At 63.4% G+C, this 17,062-nt stretch carries 15 protein-coding genes; 7 read left to right on the top strand and 8 right to left on the bottom strand.

Going from position 1 to position 17,062, the window contains the following annotated elements:
- The 5 genes from V8J83_RS06640 to V8J83_RS06660 form a co-directional block, all read right to left on the bottom strand.
- Positions 1-954 carry an ABC transporter permease gene (locus tag V8J83_RS06640; RefSeq protein WP_339984729.1) on the bottom strand — a complete coding sequence of 318 codons (954 nt, stop codon included), beginning with the start codon at positions 952-954 and terminating at the stop codon, positions 1-3.
- Between the two features lie 4 nt (positions 955-958).
- On the bottom strand, positions 959-1,954 hold the full coding sequence (locus V8J83_RS06645) for an ABC transporter permease (protein WP_339984731.1): 996 nt from the start codon (positions 1,952-1,954) through the stop codon (positions 959-961).
- A gap of 79 nt (positions 1,955-2,033) precedes the next feature.
- A complete protein-coding gene (locus V8J83_RS06650; RefSeq protein ID WP_339984733.1) occupies positions 2,034-3,773 on the bottom strand; it encodes an ABC transporter substrate-binding protein in 1,740 nt (579 codons plus the stop codon).
- Between the two features lie 95 nt (positions 3,774-3,868).
- A complete protein-coding gene (locus tag V8J83_RS06655) occupies positions 3,869-4,549 on the bottom strand; it encodes an MBL fold metallo-hydrolase (RefSeq protein WP_339984735.1) in 681 nt (226 codons plus the stop codon).
- Between the two features lie 161 nt (positions 4,550-4,710).
- On the bottom strand, positions 4,711-5,538 hold the full coding sequence (locus V8J83_RS06660) for a phytanoyl-CoA dioxygenase family protein (protein WP_339986015.1): 828 nt from the start codon (positions 5,536-5,538) through the stop codon (positions 4,711-4,713).
- A gap of 149 nt (positions 5,539-5,687) precedes the next feature.
- Between V8J83_RS06660 and V8J83_RS06665 the strand changes: the two genes are divergently transcribed.
- Positions 5,688-6,533, top strand: a complete 846-nt coding sequence (locus V8J83_RS06665) for a helix-turn-helix transcriptional regulator (RefSeq protein WP_339984737.1) — start codon at positions 5,688-5,690, stop codon at positions 6,531-6,533.
- A 54-nt stretch (positions 6,534-6,587) separates the two neighbouring features.
- A complete protein-coding gene (locus V8J83_RS06670; protein ID WP_339984739.1) occupies positions 6,588-7,160 on the top strand; it encodes a peroxidase-related enzyme in 573 nt (190 codons plus the stop codon).
- Positions 7,161-7,163: 3 nt separating this feature from the next.
- On the opposite strand, the gene V8J83_RS06675 is transcribed toward V8J83_RS06670, so the two are convergent.
- On the bottom strand, positions 7,164-8,705 hold the full coding sequence (locus V8J83_RS06675; protein ID WP_339984741.1) for a tetratricopeptide repeat protein: 1,542 nt from the start codon (positions 8,703-8,705) through the stop codon (positions 7,164-7,166).
- A 217-nt stretch (positions 8,706-8,922) separates the two neighbouring features.
- Here V8J83_RS06675 and V8J83_RS06680 point away from each other — a divergent pair, with 217 nt between their 5' ends.
- The 4 genes from V8J83_RS06680 (at position 8,923) to V8J83_RS06695 (ending at position 13,132) form a co-directional block, all read left to right on the top strand.
- Positions 8,923-9,351: a GtrA family protein gene (locus V8J83_RS06680; RefSeq protein ID WP_339984743.1), complete on the top strand. Its 429-nt coding sequence runs from the start codon at positions 8,923-8,925 to the stop codon at positions 9,349-9,351.
- Positions 9,348-10,649: an FAD-binding oxidoreductase gene (locus V8J83_RS06685; RefSeq protein ID WP_339984745.1), complete on the top strand. Its 1,302-nt coding sequence runs from the start codon at positions 9,348-9,350 to the stop codon at positions 10,647-10,649. Before V8J83_RS06680 ends, V8J83_RS06685 begins: the two co-directional genes overlap by 4 nt.
- A complete protein-coding gene (locus tag V8J83_RS06690) occupies positions 10,646-11,380 on the top strand; it encodes an SDR family oxidoreductase (protein WP_339984747.1) in 735 nt (244 codons plus the stop codon). Before V8J83_RS06685 ends, V8J83_RS06690 begins: the two co-directional genes overlap by 4 nt.
- Before the next feature lie 270 nt (positions 11,381-11,650).
- Complete coding sequence (locus tag V8J83_RS06695) at positions 11,651-13,132, top strand: hypothetical protein (RefSeq protein ID WP_339984749.1); 1,482 nt, start codon at positions 11,651-11,653, stop codon at positions 13,130-13,132.
- 269 nt (positions 13,133-13,401) lie between these two features.
- Here V8J83_RS06695 and V8J83_RS06700 read toward each other — a convergent pair whose 3' ends face one another.
- Positions 13,402-14,430: an SUMF1/EgtB/PvdO family nonheme iron enzyme gene (locus V8J83_RS06700; protein ID WP_339984751.1), complete on the bottom strand. Its 1,029-nt coding sequence runs from the start codon at positions 14,428-14,430 to the stop codon at positions 13,402-13,404.
- On the bottom strand, positions 14,430-16,139 hold the full coding sequence (locus V8J83_RS06705) for a hypothetical protein (protein ID WP_339984753.1): 1,710 nt from the start codon (positions 16,137-16,139) through the stop codon (positions 14,430-14,432). Before V8J83_RS06705 ends, V8J83_RS06700 begins: the two co-directional genes overlap by 1 nt.
- A gap of 389 nt (positions 16,140-16,528) precedes the next feature.
- Between V8J83_RS06705 and V8J83_RS06710 the strand changes: the two genes are divergently transcribed.
- A complete protein-coding gene (locus V8J83_RS06710) occupies positions 16,529-16,936 on the top strand; it encodes a tetratricopeptide repeat protein (RefSeq protein WP_339984755.1) in 408 nt (135 codons plus the stop codon).
- Positions 16,937-17,062 lie beyond the last annotated feature (126 nt).

Genomic DNA, 17,062 nt, shown 5'->3' on the forward strand with positions numbered 1-17,062 from the left:
TCACAACCTCCTCAACCGCGGGTTCGACACTTCATCGAGACCCAGATTGATCAACAAAAGCCCGATGAACATCACCATCAACAACACCGTCGGAAAGCCCCACCACCACCACATGTCGCGGGTCAGTGCCGCGCTATCAATCGCGTCGTAGATCACCCGTCCCAACGTCGGCACGCGCTGCGGCCCAAGGCCCAGAACCTCAAGGCCCACGGCTGTAACGATGGCGGTGGTGACGTTGGCGATGAAGGACCCAAAAAGGTACGGCACCAGGTTGGGCAGCATTTCACGGAACATGATGTGCCGGTCCGACGCGCCGCTCAGTCGCGCCATCTGCACGTATCCGCTCTCGCGCATCGACAGGACCTGCGCCCGGATCAGGCGCGTGGGCGATTGCCAGACAAACGCCGCGATCAGCACCGCCATCATGGTCAGTGTTATGTCCCCGAAACTGGCCTGCACCACCACCAGGATCAGAAGCGGCGGGATCGTGATCATCACGTCCGAACTGACCCGGATTACATCATCGACCCGGCCCCCGGTATAGCCCGCGGTAAAGCCCAGGAAGATGCCCAGTGACATCCCGATCAGGCTGGCCAGCACGCCGACGTAAAGCGAATTGGGCGCCCCCACGATCAGCAGCGCCAGAAGGTCCTTGCCCGCCACATCCGTGCCCAACGGGCTGGACGCGAGGCCCACTTGCCCGCGCAGGTTCTCGAACCCCACCGGCGCCTGGCTCGGCATCACCGCGCCGGTGAACACCAAGTCCGTATCCCAGAACAGCCGCCCGAAAATCCCCAGTGCCACGATCCCCAAGAGCAGCGAAACACCCCAGATCAGTTTGGGATTGTTCCACGGATTGTCGAAGCGTTTCATACGCTTGAGCTGCCGTTTGGTCAGGCCCGCCATATCTGGCGCGGCGGTTTCCGGGGCGGCGGCGTTTGTAGGATCAGACATCTCTTTACCCTCCCAACCGGATGCGTGGATCAATCAGCGGATAGATCAGATCGACCAGGAATACAGCCAGCGCCGTCATCAGGATGATCACGAAACTGACCCCCTGGATGACCGGGTAATCCTGCGTCAGGATCGCGTCATAGAGCAGCTTGCCCATGCCCGGATATGCAAAGATGCGCTCCACCAGGACCTGCCCCGCCACCAGCATACCAATCTTCAGCGCAAAGGCCGTGATCTGCGGCAGGATCGCGTTGCGGATCATGTATTTGTATAAGATGTAGCGCTTTTTCAGGCCCTTGGCCTTGGCCAGCACCGTGTAATCCTCGCCCTGCACCGTGATCATCAGACCCCGCATGCCAAGCGCCCAGAACCCGAAGGTCACCACCACGATCGACATCGCCGGCAGGACGCCGTGGTGGATGACCGACCCGATGAACGACAGACTCCATTCCGGCTCGACATTGATCCCGTATGCCCCGTTCAATGGGAACCACGGCAAGGTGCTCGAGAACACATACATCAACAACAGCCCCGACAGGATCGGCGGCATCGACGTGAACACCATCATCGCCGGGATCACCGCCTTCCACGGACGCGGCGTGTGCTCCCACACCATCAACGCGCCCAGAAGGTTGCCGATGATGAACGTGATGATCAACGCCACCATCATCAACCCGATGGTCCACGGCAGCGCGCCCCCGATCATCTGTGCGACCGGGGTCGGGAAGGAATTCGTCGACAGGCCGAAATCGAAGGTCAGAGTGTTCTTGATATATAGGAAATACTGCACGTACCACGGGTCGTTGAAGCCGAAACGCTCCATCAACTGCTCCATGATCGCGCCGGAATTCTCGATGGTCCCCCCGCCCGAGGCCATCCGCCCCAGCATCGCGTCAATCGGATTGACCGGCGACAGCCGCGGGATGATCCAGATCAGCGTCGCCGCGATGAACACCGTCAGAAACAGCGTGAACAGACGATTGGCGAGATATCGGGCCATGTCGGTGCCTCCCCGGAACGAAATCTGGTGACCGGGGGCACGGTGCCGCGCCCCAGGACCTGTTATCAATGGTCGGTGATCACTCCGCGCGCGTCAGGTTGTGGATGATCTGGTGACCGGAATTCCAATGGAAGAACGGGTGGTTGTAGTAATTGTCCGCCGACGGCCACCCCTCCCAATAGGTGGTGGCAAACGGCATCAGTTTGAACGCCTGCACCAGCGGCACGAAGGGCATCTCGGCATCGAGATACTGATAGGCCTCCGCCACCATGCCCGGGATCGCCGGATCACCAAGCGCCATCGTCTCCATTTCGTCAACAATCGCGGAGTAGGCTTCCGCTGCCTCCCCGTCCCAGCGCGACGTGTTGTTGAACCCGGGGCTGCGCTCGCCGACCGGCACCACATCTGCCACCGTGTAGCGGCCCATCGACGCCCACGGCTCGTTCACCGACCCGCACGACAGCCACGAATAGCTCATCGTGAAGGCACCGAACGGCAGGACCTCGCCCCAGAACACACCGTTTTCCACCGGCACCGACCGCGCATCAATGCCCGCCCGCTGAAGCTGTTCCACGATCATGTCAATCGTCCGCGTATACTCGGTCGAGGCGGAATTGACGTGGATCTCCACCGACAGCGTTTCTCCATCGCGGGTGTAGTAATCGCCGTCACGGGTCCAGCCCTCGGCCTCCAGAAGCGCCTGCGCGCCTTCCACATCCGCCGTCGGCGACAGGCCATGGCCTGCCTCGACCACTGCATCGATGAACGGGCTCATCGAGCCATATTGCGCGAACATCGTGCTCGACGCCGTGGTCGCACCCTCGGCGGCAATGTTCACGATCTGCGTCCGGTCGATGATCATCGACACCGCGCGCCGCATGTTGGCATTGTCCCAAGGGGCGACGGTCGTGTTGATCTCCATCTGCCGCGCGCAAGGATCGGCAACCGCATAGGGATAATCGGAATACCACGCCATCGCATCGGGGTTTTGCGCCTGAATGGCTTCGAATGTGCCAACGCTGAGGTTCTGCGCCGCGTCCAGATCGCCCGCGATCATCAACTGCGCCCGGCTTTCTTCACCGCCCGATTCAAGGAAGATCACGCGCTCGGGCTCGGGCATGTCCATGAAGCCCGTCTCTGCGCCCCACCAGCTGTCCGCCCGGTCCCAGATCGCACGGTTCGACGCGCTGCTCTCGTAGACATACGGCCCCGTCCCGATCGGCGGGAAGAAGGTGAACGTCGCGGGGTCCTCCGCCGCCGACCAAACATGCTCTGGCATGATCAGGAAACTGCCAAAGATCCGCACGCCGAAATTTTCCACGGCAAACCGGGGGTTTGGCGCGTTCAAAGTGAATTGCACGGTGTGACTGTCAAGCGCTTCAACGCTGGCCACCTGACCGCGCAATGTCGCAACTTCGCGCGCCGTCAGCTCTTCGTTCTCCAGCGCCATGTTGACCGTGAACACCACGTCATCGGCATCGAACGCCTCGCCATCCGACCAGGTCACGCCTTCGCGCAACGCGATGGTCCAAACAGCGCCGCCTTCATCCGAATTCGCCTCAAGCGCCAGCCACGGGTCCAACTCACCGGTGTTGTAATTCAGAATGAAAAGCGGCTCCCACATCGTCTGATGCGCGCCGTGCATGCGCCGAATGCCGGTACCATCCGTCATCCAGTTGAAGTTTTCCGGGTCCGCAATCGTGCGGTCCAAATCGAAGATCACCGTGTTCTCTCGCGACACATCCTGGGCGAAAGCGCCACTTGTCAGGGCCAGCGTCATTGCCGCCGTGCCAAGAAGCAGTTTGGTTGTCTTTTTCATCAAGTCCTCCCTAGGGCTTTTGGTGCGACCCGCGGCGTCCCGCGGACCGGTTTGGCCACCCGCACCTGCGCGCGGATGGCAATCTTGCGCGCGCGCTACCGCAGGTAATCCATCACCATCACGCGGCTATGATCCGGTAGATCGGCGCGTGTCAGGTCGATGGTATGGGACAGTGCGAAATCCACATGATTGTCGCGGAAATGCGCCAGGAAACTCTCGATCCACATCGTGTTTCGGGGCTTGTAGGTGAGCGTACGGAAATGCATCGGAATGATGATCTTCGGCTGCACCCGGTGGATCATTTCCATCAAATCCGGCAGCTCGATCGTCAGATACCCGCCGGCCAGCGTCAGAAGCACATCTGTGTCTGCAAAGAAATCCTGCTGCGCTTCGGTCAGCGGGTTTCCAACATCGCCCATATGCGCGATTTTCATCCCGTCCATCTCGAAGCGATACATGCCGTTTTGCCCCGGAATGTCGTGTTCGGGGTGCAGCTCCCATTCCATCGCTTCGATGGCATGGACCGTGAGCCCTCCCGCCTCCCCCGCGCCGCCCGCCTTGGCCACGTCCAGCGCGTTCAGGACCAGTGGCTCGCCGGGGATCAAATCGGCGCGGCAATGGGCGCTGTCGTCATCCGACGAGATCACCACAACATCGGCGCTTTCGCGGATCGGCGCATAGCCGACGCCCTCGGGTGTGTAGGGGTCGGTGATGATCGAAAAGCCGGTGGCATCCGTCAGCTTGAACGCCGCATGTCCGAACCATGTGATCTGCATCGCCGATTAACCCTTCCGTAAGACGTGTAGAGGATTGATGCGCGGACCGTGCGGGCGCATGTCTTCGGCTGCGCTCCTGCAAAGCGTGCAGATGAACGCATTTCTTCGGATGAATGCGGTCTTCTCCACGCATGTCCGGTCCGGTGAACGCATCTCATCCCTCAATTGTTGCCCACCACATGCGGGCTCGACGTGGCGAGGATATCGTCATTTTCCGGGCGCGGGTGATGGGTCCAATGGCCGCTTGGGTCGCTCCCGCGCGCGATGATCGCCTCCACCCCGCGGGCCCATTCAGGGTCCGTGATCCGGCTGTCGGGGCTACAATAGCGCAACGTCAGGCCGCAGCGCCGCCGATCCGACCGGTTCACCTCCGAGCCGTGCACGAGCATATCGGCATGCAGGGAAATTTGTCCTGCTTTCAATGCGTTGACAAAGGGGGCACCGTAATCCTCGGCATTTGCGATGCCTTTGTGGAAGACGCTGTTCGCGCCCATCTCCGACGTGGCCAGCGCGCCGCGCGCATGGGTGCCGGGGATGAACCGCATCGCTGCGTTCGCGGCATCGGCGTCGTCAATGGCGAGCCAGACCGTCACCGTGCGTGCCGGCGACAGCTTCCAGAACGACGCGTCCTGATGCCAAGGCACATTACGCGAACCTTCTGGTTTCTTTGATAAAATCGCGCTCGCCCAACAGATGATATCCGGGCCCACGATGTCTTCCACCAGGTCCAGGATCCGCGCATCCGTCGCGATATCCCAGATCCCCGCCATCCGCGCCTGGTAGCAATTGATCCCGTATGCCCCATCCGGCCCGAGATCCGTCATCAACCTGTCGAAATAGGCCCGGACCCGCGTGATCTCTTCGGTTGCGAACACCTCGAAGGGCTGCACAAAGCCCAGTGCATTGTACTGCGCGATCTGCGCCCCGCTCAAGCACCGCGCCCGCGCCGCATCCGCCGGACGAAATCCCAAATCCATCTTCACGCGCATCTGTCCCAAACCCTCTCCTCTGCGCAACTAAACCATCCGCCCGGCCCCCTTTGCAGACCCGTCCTTGACAAAAACATATATTATTTTGACAATTACAAAGCCTTTGCACATGCAGAAAGCCCCTTATTTTCATGCGCTTGCCGCAAAAAATGTTCAGGATTGATACCTACTTGCCGCCTGGGGACGCTTATCATTTCGCGCGAAAGAACCTGCCGGAAACCCCGCCGGTGATCGAACACAGTCATGATTATTTCGAGCTTTTTCTCGTCGAACAGGGTCAGGTACACCATTGGATCAACGGGCTGGAGGAGCTGCTCGAACCCGGTCAGCTCACCTTCATCCGCCCCCCCGACCGCCACGCGTTGCAAGCTGCGCCGGGCACCGGCGGGCGCATCCTCAACGTGATGTTCCGCGAGGACAGCGCCACGCACCTTGTCTCACGCTACGCACCTGAAATCGCGGGAAATTTCTTCTGGTCCAATGGCGAATTTCCGATGTCGATCCGGCTCGCCGGGCCGCAGAAAGAGCGCGCCGTGAATGCCATGCTCACCCTGCAATCCAGTCACCGCAGCCTTGCGCGGATCGAACATTTCCTGTTGTCGATGATGACCCACGTCCTCGACGCCACCGCCCGCACGCAAACCCCCGCCCCGCCCTGGCTGATCACCGCGGCGCAGGCCGCGCGCGAGCCGCGGGTGTTTCGCCGTGGCGCCGAGGGCATGATCGAAGCCGCAGGCCGCTCCCAAGCCCATGTCTGCCGTGAAAGCCGTCGCCATCTGGGCCTGAGCCCGACGCAATACGTCAACCGCATCCGCATCCAGCACGCCGCCATGATGCTCTCGGGCAGTGAATACGCGGTCGCCGTGATCGCGCAGGATTGCGGCTTCGAAAACCTCAGCTATTTCCATAGGTTATTCCGCGAACAATACGGCACGACACCGCGCGGCTATCGGCAACGGCACAAGAAACCCACCCCGCTCGACGCTCCGATCTGAGTGGACAATCCCCGACCAAGCCGCCAGCATCGCGGCCAAACGCCGGAGGATCCCATGCCACAACCAGACCACGTCTCGATCTACGACCTGCCCGATCCCGCAACGCTTGACGATGACATGCAGAGCTACCTTGAGGTTTGTCAGGACAAGCTCGGCATGGTGCCCAACGTCCTGCGCACCTTCACCGTCAATCAGGACAAACTCCGCGCCTTCGCCCAATACTACAACACCCTGATGCTCGCCCCCTCGGGCCTGAGCAAGCTGGAACGCGAGATGGTCGCCGTCGTCGTCTCGTCGGCCAACCGCTGCTATTATTGCCTCGTGGCCCATGGGCAGGCCGTCCGCGCGCTCTCGGGGGATCCGCATCTGGGCGAAATGTTGGTGATGAATTACCGCGTCGCCGATATCGAACCACGCCAACGCGCAATGCTCGATTTCGCATGGAAGCTGACCACCGCCCCGTGGGAGGTCGACGCACCCGACCGTCAGGCGCTGCGCGATGCGGGGTTGAGCGAGGCCGAGATTTTCGATCTGTCCGACGTCATCGGGTTCTTCAACATGTCAAACCGCTTCGCCATCGCGTCCGACATGATGCCAAACGCCGAATATCACGCCATGGACCGCTAACCCCTATTCGGACGCGGCCAACCCATCGGCCGCGCGCCGCGTGCCCGGCCCCACGTCACCATCAATGCGCATCGTGTAAAGGCCGCGTTCGGACAGGATGGTCTGGAACGCAATCGCCGTGTCGCGGTCCCACGGTGGGGTCTGGCCGTTCACCGTGCCGCGCATCGTGTCGATGTTGACCTCACCGCTTTCAAGCGCGGCCACGTAATCGGCGGCGGCGCGCTCGGGGTTGGCGGGGCGTCCGATGCCCTGTTCATACAGGAACCCACGCTCGGCAATGCCCACCGGATCCCCGGTTTCGGCCAGCATCTCGACCCAGCCGCCGCGTAGGAAATCACTGGGCGCGATACCATCGGCCCCATCCGAATATAGCGTGATCAGCGATTGCATCGCCTCGGCGCTGCCCGCATTGGCCAGCGTCACGAACAGCGGCACCGCAGCGCGCGGATTGGGCAGGTCAAGCCCCTCCAGCTCATCGCGCGGCACGCCCTCGCCGCTCAGGTAGGTCTGCGCCAGGTTCTGCTGCGCAAAGGGATAATCGCGCTCCGCGGCCTCCTCCATCAGGCGCAGGTATTCCGCCCCCGATTGCTCCACTCCGCGCCCGAGCCGGTACATGAATGCCAACGTCGCCGTGCCGGCCGTATCCCCGGCCTCTGCTGCCTGACGATAGAAATCGACCGCTTGTTCGGCATCCTCGCGCACCGGGCGCAGGCCGAAATTGTGGTAATCGCCCAACCGCGTCAGCGCGGGCGCAACACCGGCTTCGGCGGCCTGTTCATAAAGCGGAACCGCGCGACGGTGCCGACCCGAGGCCTGCGCCGCCGTGGCCAGATGGAAGAACGCCGCCCCCGCCTCGTCTGGCAGGGCCCGCGCCGCGTCACGGCAAAACGGCAGCGCCTCGCGCAGCGCGCCCAAGGCGGCAACCTGCGCCTCTTCGCTGGGGAAGTTCTCTGCGGACGGCGTGCCGGCGGTCGCAACGCAGGTCTCAAGCGCGGCCCGCGCCTCGGCCCGCGCGGCACTTTCGGCGGCCAGCGCATCGAACGCGGCCTGCGCCTCGGCGATGGCCGCCTGCCGGGCGGCTTCGGCCTCGCGCTCGGCGGTCAGGGCGGCGAAAGCCGATTGCGCGTCCTCAACCGCTTCGGCGCGGGTGGCCTGCGCTTCGGCCTCAGCGCGGGCGGCGGTTTCCGCGGCAAGCGCCGCAAAGGCGTCCCGCGCCGCGCCAACCGCATCGGCGCGCTCCGCCGTCGCCTCTTCCTCCGCCCGCGCGGCGGTCTCGGCAGCCAGCGCGGCAAAGGCTGCGAGCGCTTCTTCCACCGCACCTTCACTCGCTTCATCGGCCTCCGCAGCCACCTCGTCCTCGCCTTGTGCCGCGGCCCCCGTTTCAGTGTCCGGCGCGGCCTGCGCCAGCGCATCGAACGCGGCCAGGGCTTCCTCCACCGCTGCCGCGCGCTCCGCCGCTCCGTCATCCTGCGCCGTGGCCGCTCCCGCCATCAGCGCCAAAGCGGACACAAGTGAGATCGTACGCAACGCAACAGGCAGCTTCATGGCAGGCAATTCCCCTATAAAATCAACATCAATGACGATAGCCACCGACCACGCAGCTGTCGATACCAATGCGTCACCAATGCGTCGATGGGCGCGGGAAATTGGACTGGCCAAGGCGTGGGGGCTGGGGCAGGTTCAAGCCGGACACAAAAGAGGCCAAGGCGCTGACACAGATCCACACCATCAAGCCGGCTGATCACGCCGCACAACGCCGTACATGCGGAGTACGATCGGCATGAGCCGCACCACGCTCGTCGTCCGCTACACGGCTTTCGCCATCGTGGCCGTGATCGTGAACCTCGCGGTGCAACGGCTGGTGCTTATTGGCGGGGGCAATGCGCTTTGGTTCACCCTTGCCCTTGGGGCGGGAACGCTGGCGGGGCTGATGGTGAAATACGTCCTCGACAAGCGCTGGATCTTTTTTGATCGGACCGCCGGGGCGGCGGCGCAGGGCAAGCAATTCGGGCTCTATTCGCTTATGGGTGTCGTCACCACGGTAATTTTCTGGGCGACGGAAACGGCGTTTTGGCTGATCTGGGGTACCGAATTCGCACGCGAGACAGGCGCCATAATTGGCCTTACCATCGGCTATGTCACCAAGTACCAGCTCGACCGCCGGTTCGTGTTCCGCGAGGCCACGCCATGAGCCTGATCAGCGGCTGGGGCCGGTATCCGAAGGTGGATTGCAACGTCGTCTCCGCCCGGTCGCAGGCCGATGTCGCACAGGCCGTGGCCGCGGCCCCCCTGATCGCGCGTGGCAACGGGCGCGCCTACGGCGATGCCGCGATGAACCCCGGTCAGACGCTTGCGATGACCGGCATGGACCGCATGTTATCGTTCGATGCGGGCGTTCTGGTGGCCGAGGCGGGCGTGCTTCTGGCCGATATCATCCACACATTTCTGCCGCGCGGCTGGTTCCCAATGGTCACGCCCGGCACCAAATACGTCAGCCTCGGCGGCGCGATTGCGGCGGATGTGCATGGCAAGAACCATCATATCGACGGCTCGTTCCGCGCCTGCGTCGATTGGGTCGACGTGATGGGCCCGGACGGCGCCGTGACCCGTGCCGCCCCCGGCGACACCCTCTTTGACTGGACCCTCGGCGGTATGGGCCTGACCGGTGTGATCCTGCGCGCCCAGATCCGTCTGCGTCCGGTCGAGACGATGTATATCGCGCAGGAAACCCGTGCCCTGACCTCGCTTTCTGCCACGCTCGATGCCTTCGATGAAACGCGCGATGCGCCCTATTCCGTCGCCTGGATCGATTGCTCGGACGGGCCGCACCATGGCCATTCCCTCCTGCTGCTGGGGCGGCACGCAACCCCTTCGGAGCTCCCCTCGGGCTGGAACCGGTTCAACGTCAAACGCAAACGCAAGCTGCCGGTGCCGTTTGGCGCCCCACCCTTCGTGTTTCGCGGCCTGTGGCTGCGCGCACTCAACGGCATCTACTGGCGGCGCGGGGCGCGGCGCGCGGGCCAGGCGCTCGTGGACTGGGACAGCTATTTCTACCCCCTCGACGCGCTGGCCAACTGGAACCGGCTCTATGGCCGCGACGGCTTCGTGCAATTCCAATGCGCCCTGCCCATGGAGACCTCCGCCACCGGCCTCGCCGCCCTGATGGATGCCATCGCCGCCGCGCAAACCGGATCCGTCCTGTCGGTCCTGAAACGGTTCGGGCCGCAATCCGGCCCTTTTTCCTTCCCAATGCCCGGCTACACACTGGCCCTGGATTTCCCCGCCTCAGATCGGAGCCTTGCCCTGATGCGCCAACTCGATGACATCACCCTTGCCCATGGCGGGCGCTTCTACCTCGCCAAAGACGCCCGCATGCCGGAGGCCGTCGCCAAGGCCGATCCACGCGCGGAGGCTTTCGCGGCGATGCGCAAGCAATCCGGCCTCTCTGACCACTTCACCTCGCTGCAATCGGAAAGGTTGGGGCTATGAGCGGCCCGGTCCTGATCCTGGGCGCGGCCTCGGGCATCGCGCGGGCCGTCGCGCGCAGCTTTGCCGAAGCGGGTCACCCGATCCAACTGGCCGCGCGCACTGCCGCGCGCCTGGAAGATGACGCCGCCGATCTGCGCACCCGCTATGGGGTCGCGGTCAGCTTGCATGATTTCGATGCACTCACCCTCGACAGTCACGCTGATTTCATCGCCGCCCTGCCCGCCCTGCCCGAGGTTGCGGTTTGTGCCGTCGGCGCCATGGGTGATCAGGATCAATCCGCCGCCGATCCGCAGGCCGCCGCCCACGTCATGCGCTCGAACTTCGAAGGCCCCGCCAGCATCCTCGCCCATCTCGCCAACGCGATGGAGGCGCGCGGCTCGGGCTGCCTCGTGGGCATCTCGTCGGTCGCGGGCGATCGCGGACGTGCCTCAAACTACATCTACGGCTCGGCCAAGGCGGGCTTCACCGCCTTCCTGTCGGGTCTGCGCAACCGGTTGGCCAAAAAGGGCGTCCACGTCGTGACGGTTCTGCCGGGCTTCGTGCGCACTGCGATGCTTGACGGAATGGACACACCCGCCCCCCTGACCGCCGAGCCATCCGAGGTCGGGGCCGCCGTTCTTCGTGCCGTGCAGAAACAGACCAATGTGATCTACACGCGGCCGATCTGGCGTGTTGTGATGGCCGTGATCCGCAATATTCCCGAGCCGATCTTCAAGAAGACCTCGCTCTAAGCCTGCGGCCAAGCGCGGCTGGCGGGATTCCGCGCAAAATACAAGCGCTGCGGAAAAACTGAATTGATCTTGTTGCTAATTTAACACTTCCGTCATAGGCACGGTCAAAGTGATGGGACAGCACACCGCGGAAGGCACCGCGGACGCATAACGAAGGGGCAGTGCCTCAAGATGGATGGGACAGCAACGGCCAGAGTCGTGCGGGGACGCGCGCTATCGGAAGACGTGCGGGGACGCACGTTTCCTTGCGATGCACCGACATGCGATGACGTGCATGAGCGGACGCAAGGCCTGCGCGCCGCCACCAATGCCGGCCCCTTCGACCATGCCAATGCCGTTCTTGGCCTTGTCCTGGGCACCACGCTTGCCGTTCTGAGTGGCGGATATGTCATTTATTCCAACGCCTTCGACGCGCAACGCGCAGCGTTCGAACGTGTGATCACCGGCGAGACCGCCAGCGCGCCCGCATCCGATGTGCAGCCCGACCGCGCCTATCCGCTTCCTTCTGTCTTCGACACCACCGTTTCCGTGGCCATCGATAGCGGCCCGCGCACTCGTGTCGCGCCGAGCCTCGCCGAGGGCGCCGTGCCGGCGTCCCGCGCGCCAAACGCGTCTGACCGCCCGCTCTACACGATCGTTGAAGGCCGCCCCGAGATTGCGCCCGATCCGCGCCCCAGCCAGGGGCCCGACATCCTGACCGTGGCCCGCAACATCACCATCGCCCGCGCGCGCACCTTCCCGCTGCCCGTGGCGCGCCCCGATGGCACGACGACGCCCGCCTGGCCCGATCCCGAGACCGGGCCTCAAACCTCTACCCTTCTGGCCGCCGCAAGCCCGCGCCCGGCGCTGCGGCCTTCGGATTTGGTGACACGCGTTGCCGCGCGCCCCGATGAGCTCGACTTCGAACTCGCGCGAGGCGAGGTCGGTGAAATTCCCGGCGGCAGCCTCTTTGGCGGTGGCGCGGGCGATTGCTCCCCCCGGCAGGCGCGCGAGATGCCGCGCCGTCCCGGCTCCGCTTCGGGCGGTGCGGCGGTGATGGCGGCGGTCGGCAACGGCTCGGGCTCGGGCCGCGACAATCGCCTCGTGCAAGAGGCGCTTCACGGCAATATGCCAAGCTATATGCGCGATCTGCAGCCCGTCACCTTCGACAACACCGTTGGCGGGCGCTCCGTCACCGTTACGATCTGCGTCACGCCCGACTACCTTGCCATCGGGTCCGACAGCGACCATGTCCGTGTGCCCCTTGGCCTGCCCGCAGCACTGCGCGTGGCCGACGCCTTCGACATGATGCTGCCCACGACCTCGATGGTCGATGCCATTTACCGGCAAGCGGATGTGCGCATTGCACCCTCGCCGATGACGCCCGGTTCGGCCATGTCGTCGACGAACTATTTCGTCACCCATGATCAAACCGTCGATGGCCAATTTTCCCGCGCGGGCGCGCAACAGGGCATGCTGGTGGCCGGTCACAAGAAAGACCTCGTCATCGCCAACCGCCTGTCGCGCAATCCGGGCCGCGTCGCGATCTATGGCTGGCACCGCACCAATGGCCGCGCGATCCAGCCGCTGTCGACCGTGCATGGCGAGTATTACGCCGATTATTCCCACGGCATCCGGCTGGTCAGCCGCACCGCCTTCGTGAACGGCGAGGCCGTTGATCTGCGCGAACTTCTGACCGATGAACGCTATGCCGGGTTCCTGAATTCTGACGGGACCCTGACCGGGGCGACCATCCGGCTGGCGTCCCTTTAAGGCCACCGGAAACCCGCGTGATCGGCGCGGAACTCCGTGACCTGCCGCCAGCTCTTAGGCCAACATCCCGATCGGGCGAAGCGCTCACTGCAACACCCCCCGGAAAACGTGATTTCCCGGGGGCGTTTCGCGGCAATCTGCCCTGCACCCCGCCCACAATCCCGCGCATAAAAAGAAAAGGCGCCACACCGGGCGCCCTTCGTAGTTAACATCAGCTTCACACGTTAACCCATTGTTAACGAAGGATTATCGTTTCGCGCGCGAAACCCCTACCGCACGTCCCGGAAACAGCGGAAGCCAAGGTGATAATTCCTGTGGCTGCTCTCGCTCATCACGCGGGTGCCGTGCCAGAACGGCGCGCGCCAGCGGGCCCAATGTTCATGGGCGCGGATCGTGTCCCAGATGAACCAAGACCCTTTCATTTCCGTCACACCCAACGTCGTGGACCCGGCCGAGGCCATCTGGTCCTCCGACAAAGGCAGGTTCATATGCTCCGCCGCGTTGCCGTCGATGTCAAAGACCCCCAGCGGCGATTGGCAGGCCGGAAAGCTGCCCGCCGGATAGGTGTTTGACCCGCAGCCCTGAAAGCTGCCGCCATTGCACGAGGCGTTCTTGAACGAGCCCGTCGCGCAGACGCCCGATTGCCATGCGCCGATGGAATAGGTGCCCGAGGTGCTTGCGTAGTGATTGTTGTGCCAGTTGCGGATCGTGTTGACCGCGGCCGACCCGCTCATCCCGCGCACCAGATCGAAGGGGTAATCGGGCGGCAAAAGCTGACCGGCGGCGGCCCCTTCCCATTCATGCGCGTCACCGATGCGCGCGCCTTCGGCCGCACAAAGCTGCGCGGCCTCATTGGCGCGGACCCACACGACCGGATAGGCCATCGGGATGTTGGGATATTCGAACATGTCCGCGCAGACCGTCGCATCCGCCGGGGTCTGGGTTTCGGGATCATAGAGTGGTACCATGTAGGGCCCGCCGCAGATCCGCTCGAACTCTCGGTTGCGGTAGCTGGCTTGAACCTGCTCGACCGAGCCGCCGATGCGGGTTGCTGCCTCTTCGGGGGTCAGCGGGTGCTGCGTGACCGCTGGGTTGCCCTGCCCCATCCAGCCGTTGGGCGAATTGGCGAAGATCTGGCGCACGCGGTTGATCTCGGAATTAGACAGGCCGCGGATTTCCTGCAGTTGCTGGAACAAAAGTTCGTTGCGTTCGCCAAGCGTCTGAGCATCTGCCGCAGCGCCCGTCACCGCCAGGGCAAGCGCCGTGCATGCCGTCTTCAAACTCGTGCCAAATCCCATCACTGCCTCCGCAAAAGGTAAAAGAAATCCCGGTTGTCAGGCGCTTGAATGAAGCGCGCGACACGGCCGTTGTCCGGATCGGCCTCGGCCATGCCCGAGACGAGGTGCTGCCAGCGCATCTCTTCCTCGCCTTGCTCATCGTGGATGTAGAGCGCCATGTACGTGTGCTCCTGCGAATTCATGTCGAGAAGCATCGCATAATCGCAGTCGTAGGCCTGAAATGTGCGGGCCATGGCCGAAGGCGTGGCCGACGAGAAATACGCGTAGATCAGGAATTGCCGGCCCTCGACCGTGCGCATGCAGGCCCCGCCGCGCAGGGTGCGCAGGGTCGCGTTGGCATCGCCCGACCAATTGCCGCCGCCCCAGTTTGTCACGCGGTCGCCGGGCACGCCGTTCTCGATGATCGGCACGCCGTTTTGCCGCGCAAACATCAGCTCCGGCAGAAGCGCGTCATCCGCGTCAGACCACGTGCGCATGTTCACCTCGCCGTCCTGGGTCAGGTAAAGCGTCGCAAGGTTGGGCCAGAGCCGCGACAGCAGAACGCCGTTCTGCATGAAGCCGTAGTGGTGGCCGTAGTTGAAGGTCGCGTAATCGCCGAAGCGCCACGCACCATGATCCCGCTTGAAACCGCCGGTGAAGGTCGCAGCGACGCGGTCCACGAAAGCGGGGCTGAGCATACCGGTGCGCACGAGCGGGTCAGGCCGGTTGAAGCCGTCGGGGCCGGAGCCCTGCCCATGCCGGTTCGACGGGCGCGAAGACCAGCCAAGGCGCGGGTGTTCGGTGCCAAGCTCGTATCCGATATCGAACCGCGCCATGTCGAAGGCCACAAGATACACGTCTGCGCGCCGCTCGGTCCCGTCGAGCCCATTGGCGCCGGGAACCTGAAAGACGTCACCCGCAATCATCGCGGGCTGCATCGCGGAGGCGTAGACGCCGGGGCTGTCGGCCACCTCGTACCAAGAGCCCGCCGTCATCGCGCCGGCATCTGTCCCGGTCAGCTCGAATCCCATGAACGGGCGCATGTTGGGTGTGCTGTCGAGACGTGCGGTGCCAAGCAGTTCAACGCCGTCGATCTCTTCCACCGCTTCCTCGTCTTCGGAGGAGACCATGAAGGCATCCTCGAAAAACGCTCCCTTGATCAGGTTCACAATGGATTCGCCGAAAACGATATTGTCACGCAGGAATTCCGCAACGGCTTCGCGGGTGGTGCGATTCCCGCTTACGGGATTGCGGACGAAAAGGCTCCAATCGCAAACCGGGGCAAATGGCAGGGCGCCGGATTGGGCCTCATCCAATTCGCCATCTTCCCACGGGGCGCATGCAAAACTGTCGCCATCGCCTTCAATCAAAAGGGCCGGTCCATCTTCATCAATCAGCGACACGTCCCAGATGTCCGGCGCGCCATTTTCGAAATGCGCGAACCGTGAGCGCCCACCCTCGGGGGTGATCTGCAGCACGAACCATGAGTTCACCGAAGGGTTGAGTGAGGTCAGTGTAAAGGTGGTGCCATCTGCGTCGATCAGCGTCTGCGCGTTGCGCAATGGCTGCATGGCGAAGACCGAGCCCGGCACGTTCTGGTTGAGTTCCGCAAGCTGGGTGTCGAGAGTGGATTGGTCCGGCAAGTCAATGCCTTGTGCGGCCCCGATCCCGGTGGTGAACAAAAGCGCAGAAACACAGGAAACAGCGGCGGAACGGAAAAACGGCGGCAACGGAAAGCTCCACTAAAAAATCTGAGGGCCCGCGAAATCTGGCAGAGTGCGGGGGAAGGTGCGAAAGGCAGCTTGCCCCAAAGCGCCCCGTGGCGCAACGGCCCAACACGGGTTTCGCGCATGCAGGTGACAGGCACTTTGTCGCTGATGAATCGGCGGAGCACAGCCGCACTTCCGCACTCCAATGACCGCAAATATTTGTGCTGCGGATTTTTAGGTATACATTAACCAACAATTAACCGAGATGCGCGTTATGCTCCATCTACGGGACACGTCGCTATCACTTGGCGAAAATACCGAAACAACATCGCGAGAATTATGGGGGTGCTGCCATGGGCCGCAATATCAATGGTGCCGTATCGGAACATGAGGTTCGACGGACAACCAAGGTGTCACAGGTTAATCGGCGGCAAGCTCCCCCATTGCCCCCCGAGAGTGGCACATTCACCGAGAACCTGACGGCGGCACTGGCCGAAAACGATATCCGCCGGGCCCGCACGATCGTCTCGGAGGCCGAAGCGCTGCTGTTCAGTAATGACGCCAACGCAGCGGAGGTCACCCGCACCGACATTGCCGCCGCAAAAGCGCGGATCGCCCTTGCAACAGGCGACGGACCGGCAGCGCATGCCATCCTTGTTGCCGCGATCGAGGCCGCGCCGACGCATCGCGCTTTGCGCGTTCTGATGACCGAGGCGATGCTGGCGATGGGCCGCGCGACGGATGTGCGCCCGGTGTTGCAACATATTGGCAAGCGTCCGAAAGATGACGCCAAAGAGACCCAGAACGCCGGATCCTGACGCGGATCATTCGGCGGCGCGCACCTTTGTCGACAAGGTTTGAACGGCGCGCGCCGCGTCCAATTGGCGTGGCGCGCGCGATGACTTGCCATCGACCGCTGACTTGTGCAGATGAGGGGCCGACCA

Source organism: Gymnodinialimonas ulvae (assembly GCF_037543845.1).
In the GTDB taxonomy this organism is placed as follows: domain Bacteria; phylum Pseudomonadota; class Alphaproteobacteria; order Rhodobacterales; family Rhodobacteraceae; genus Gymnodinialimonas; species Gymnodinialimonas ulvae.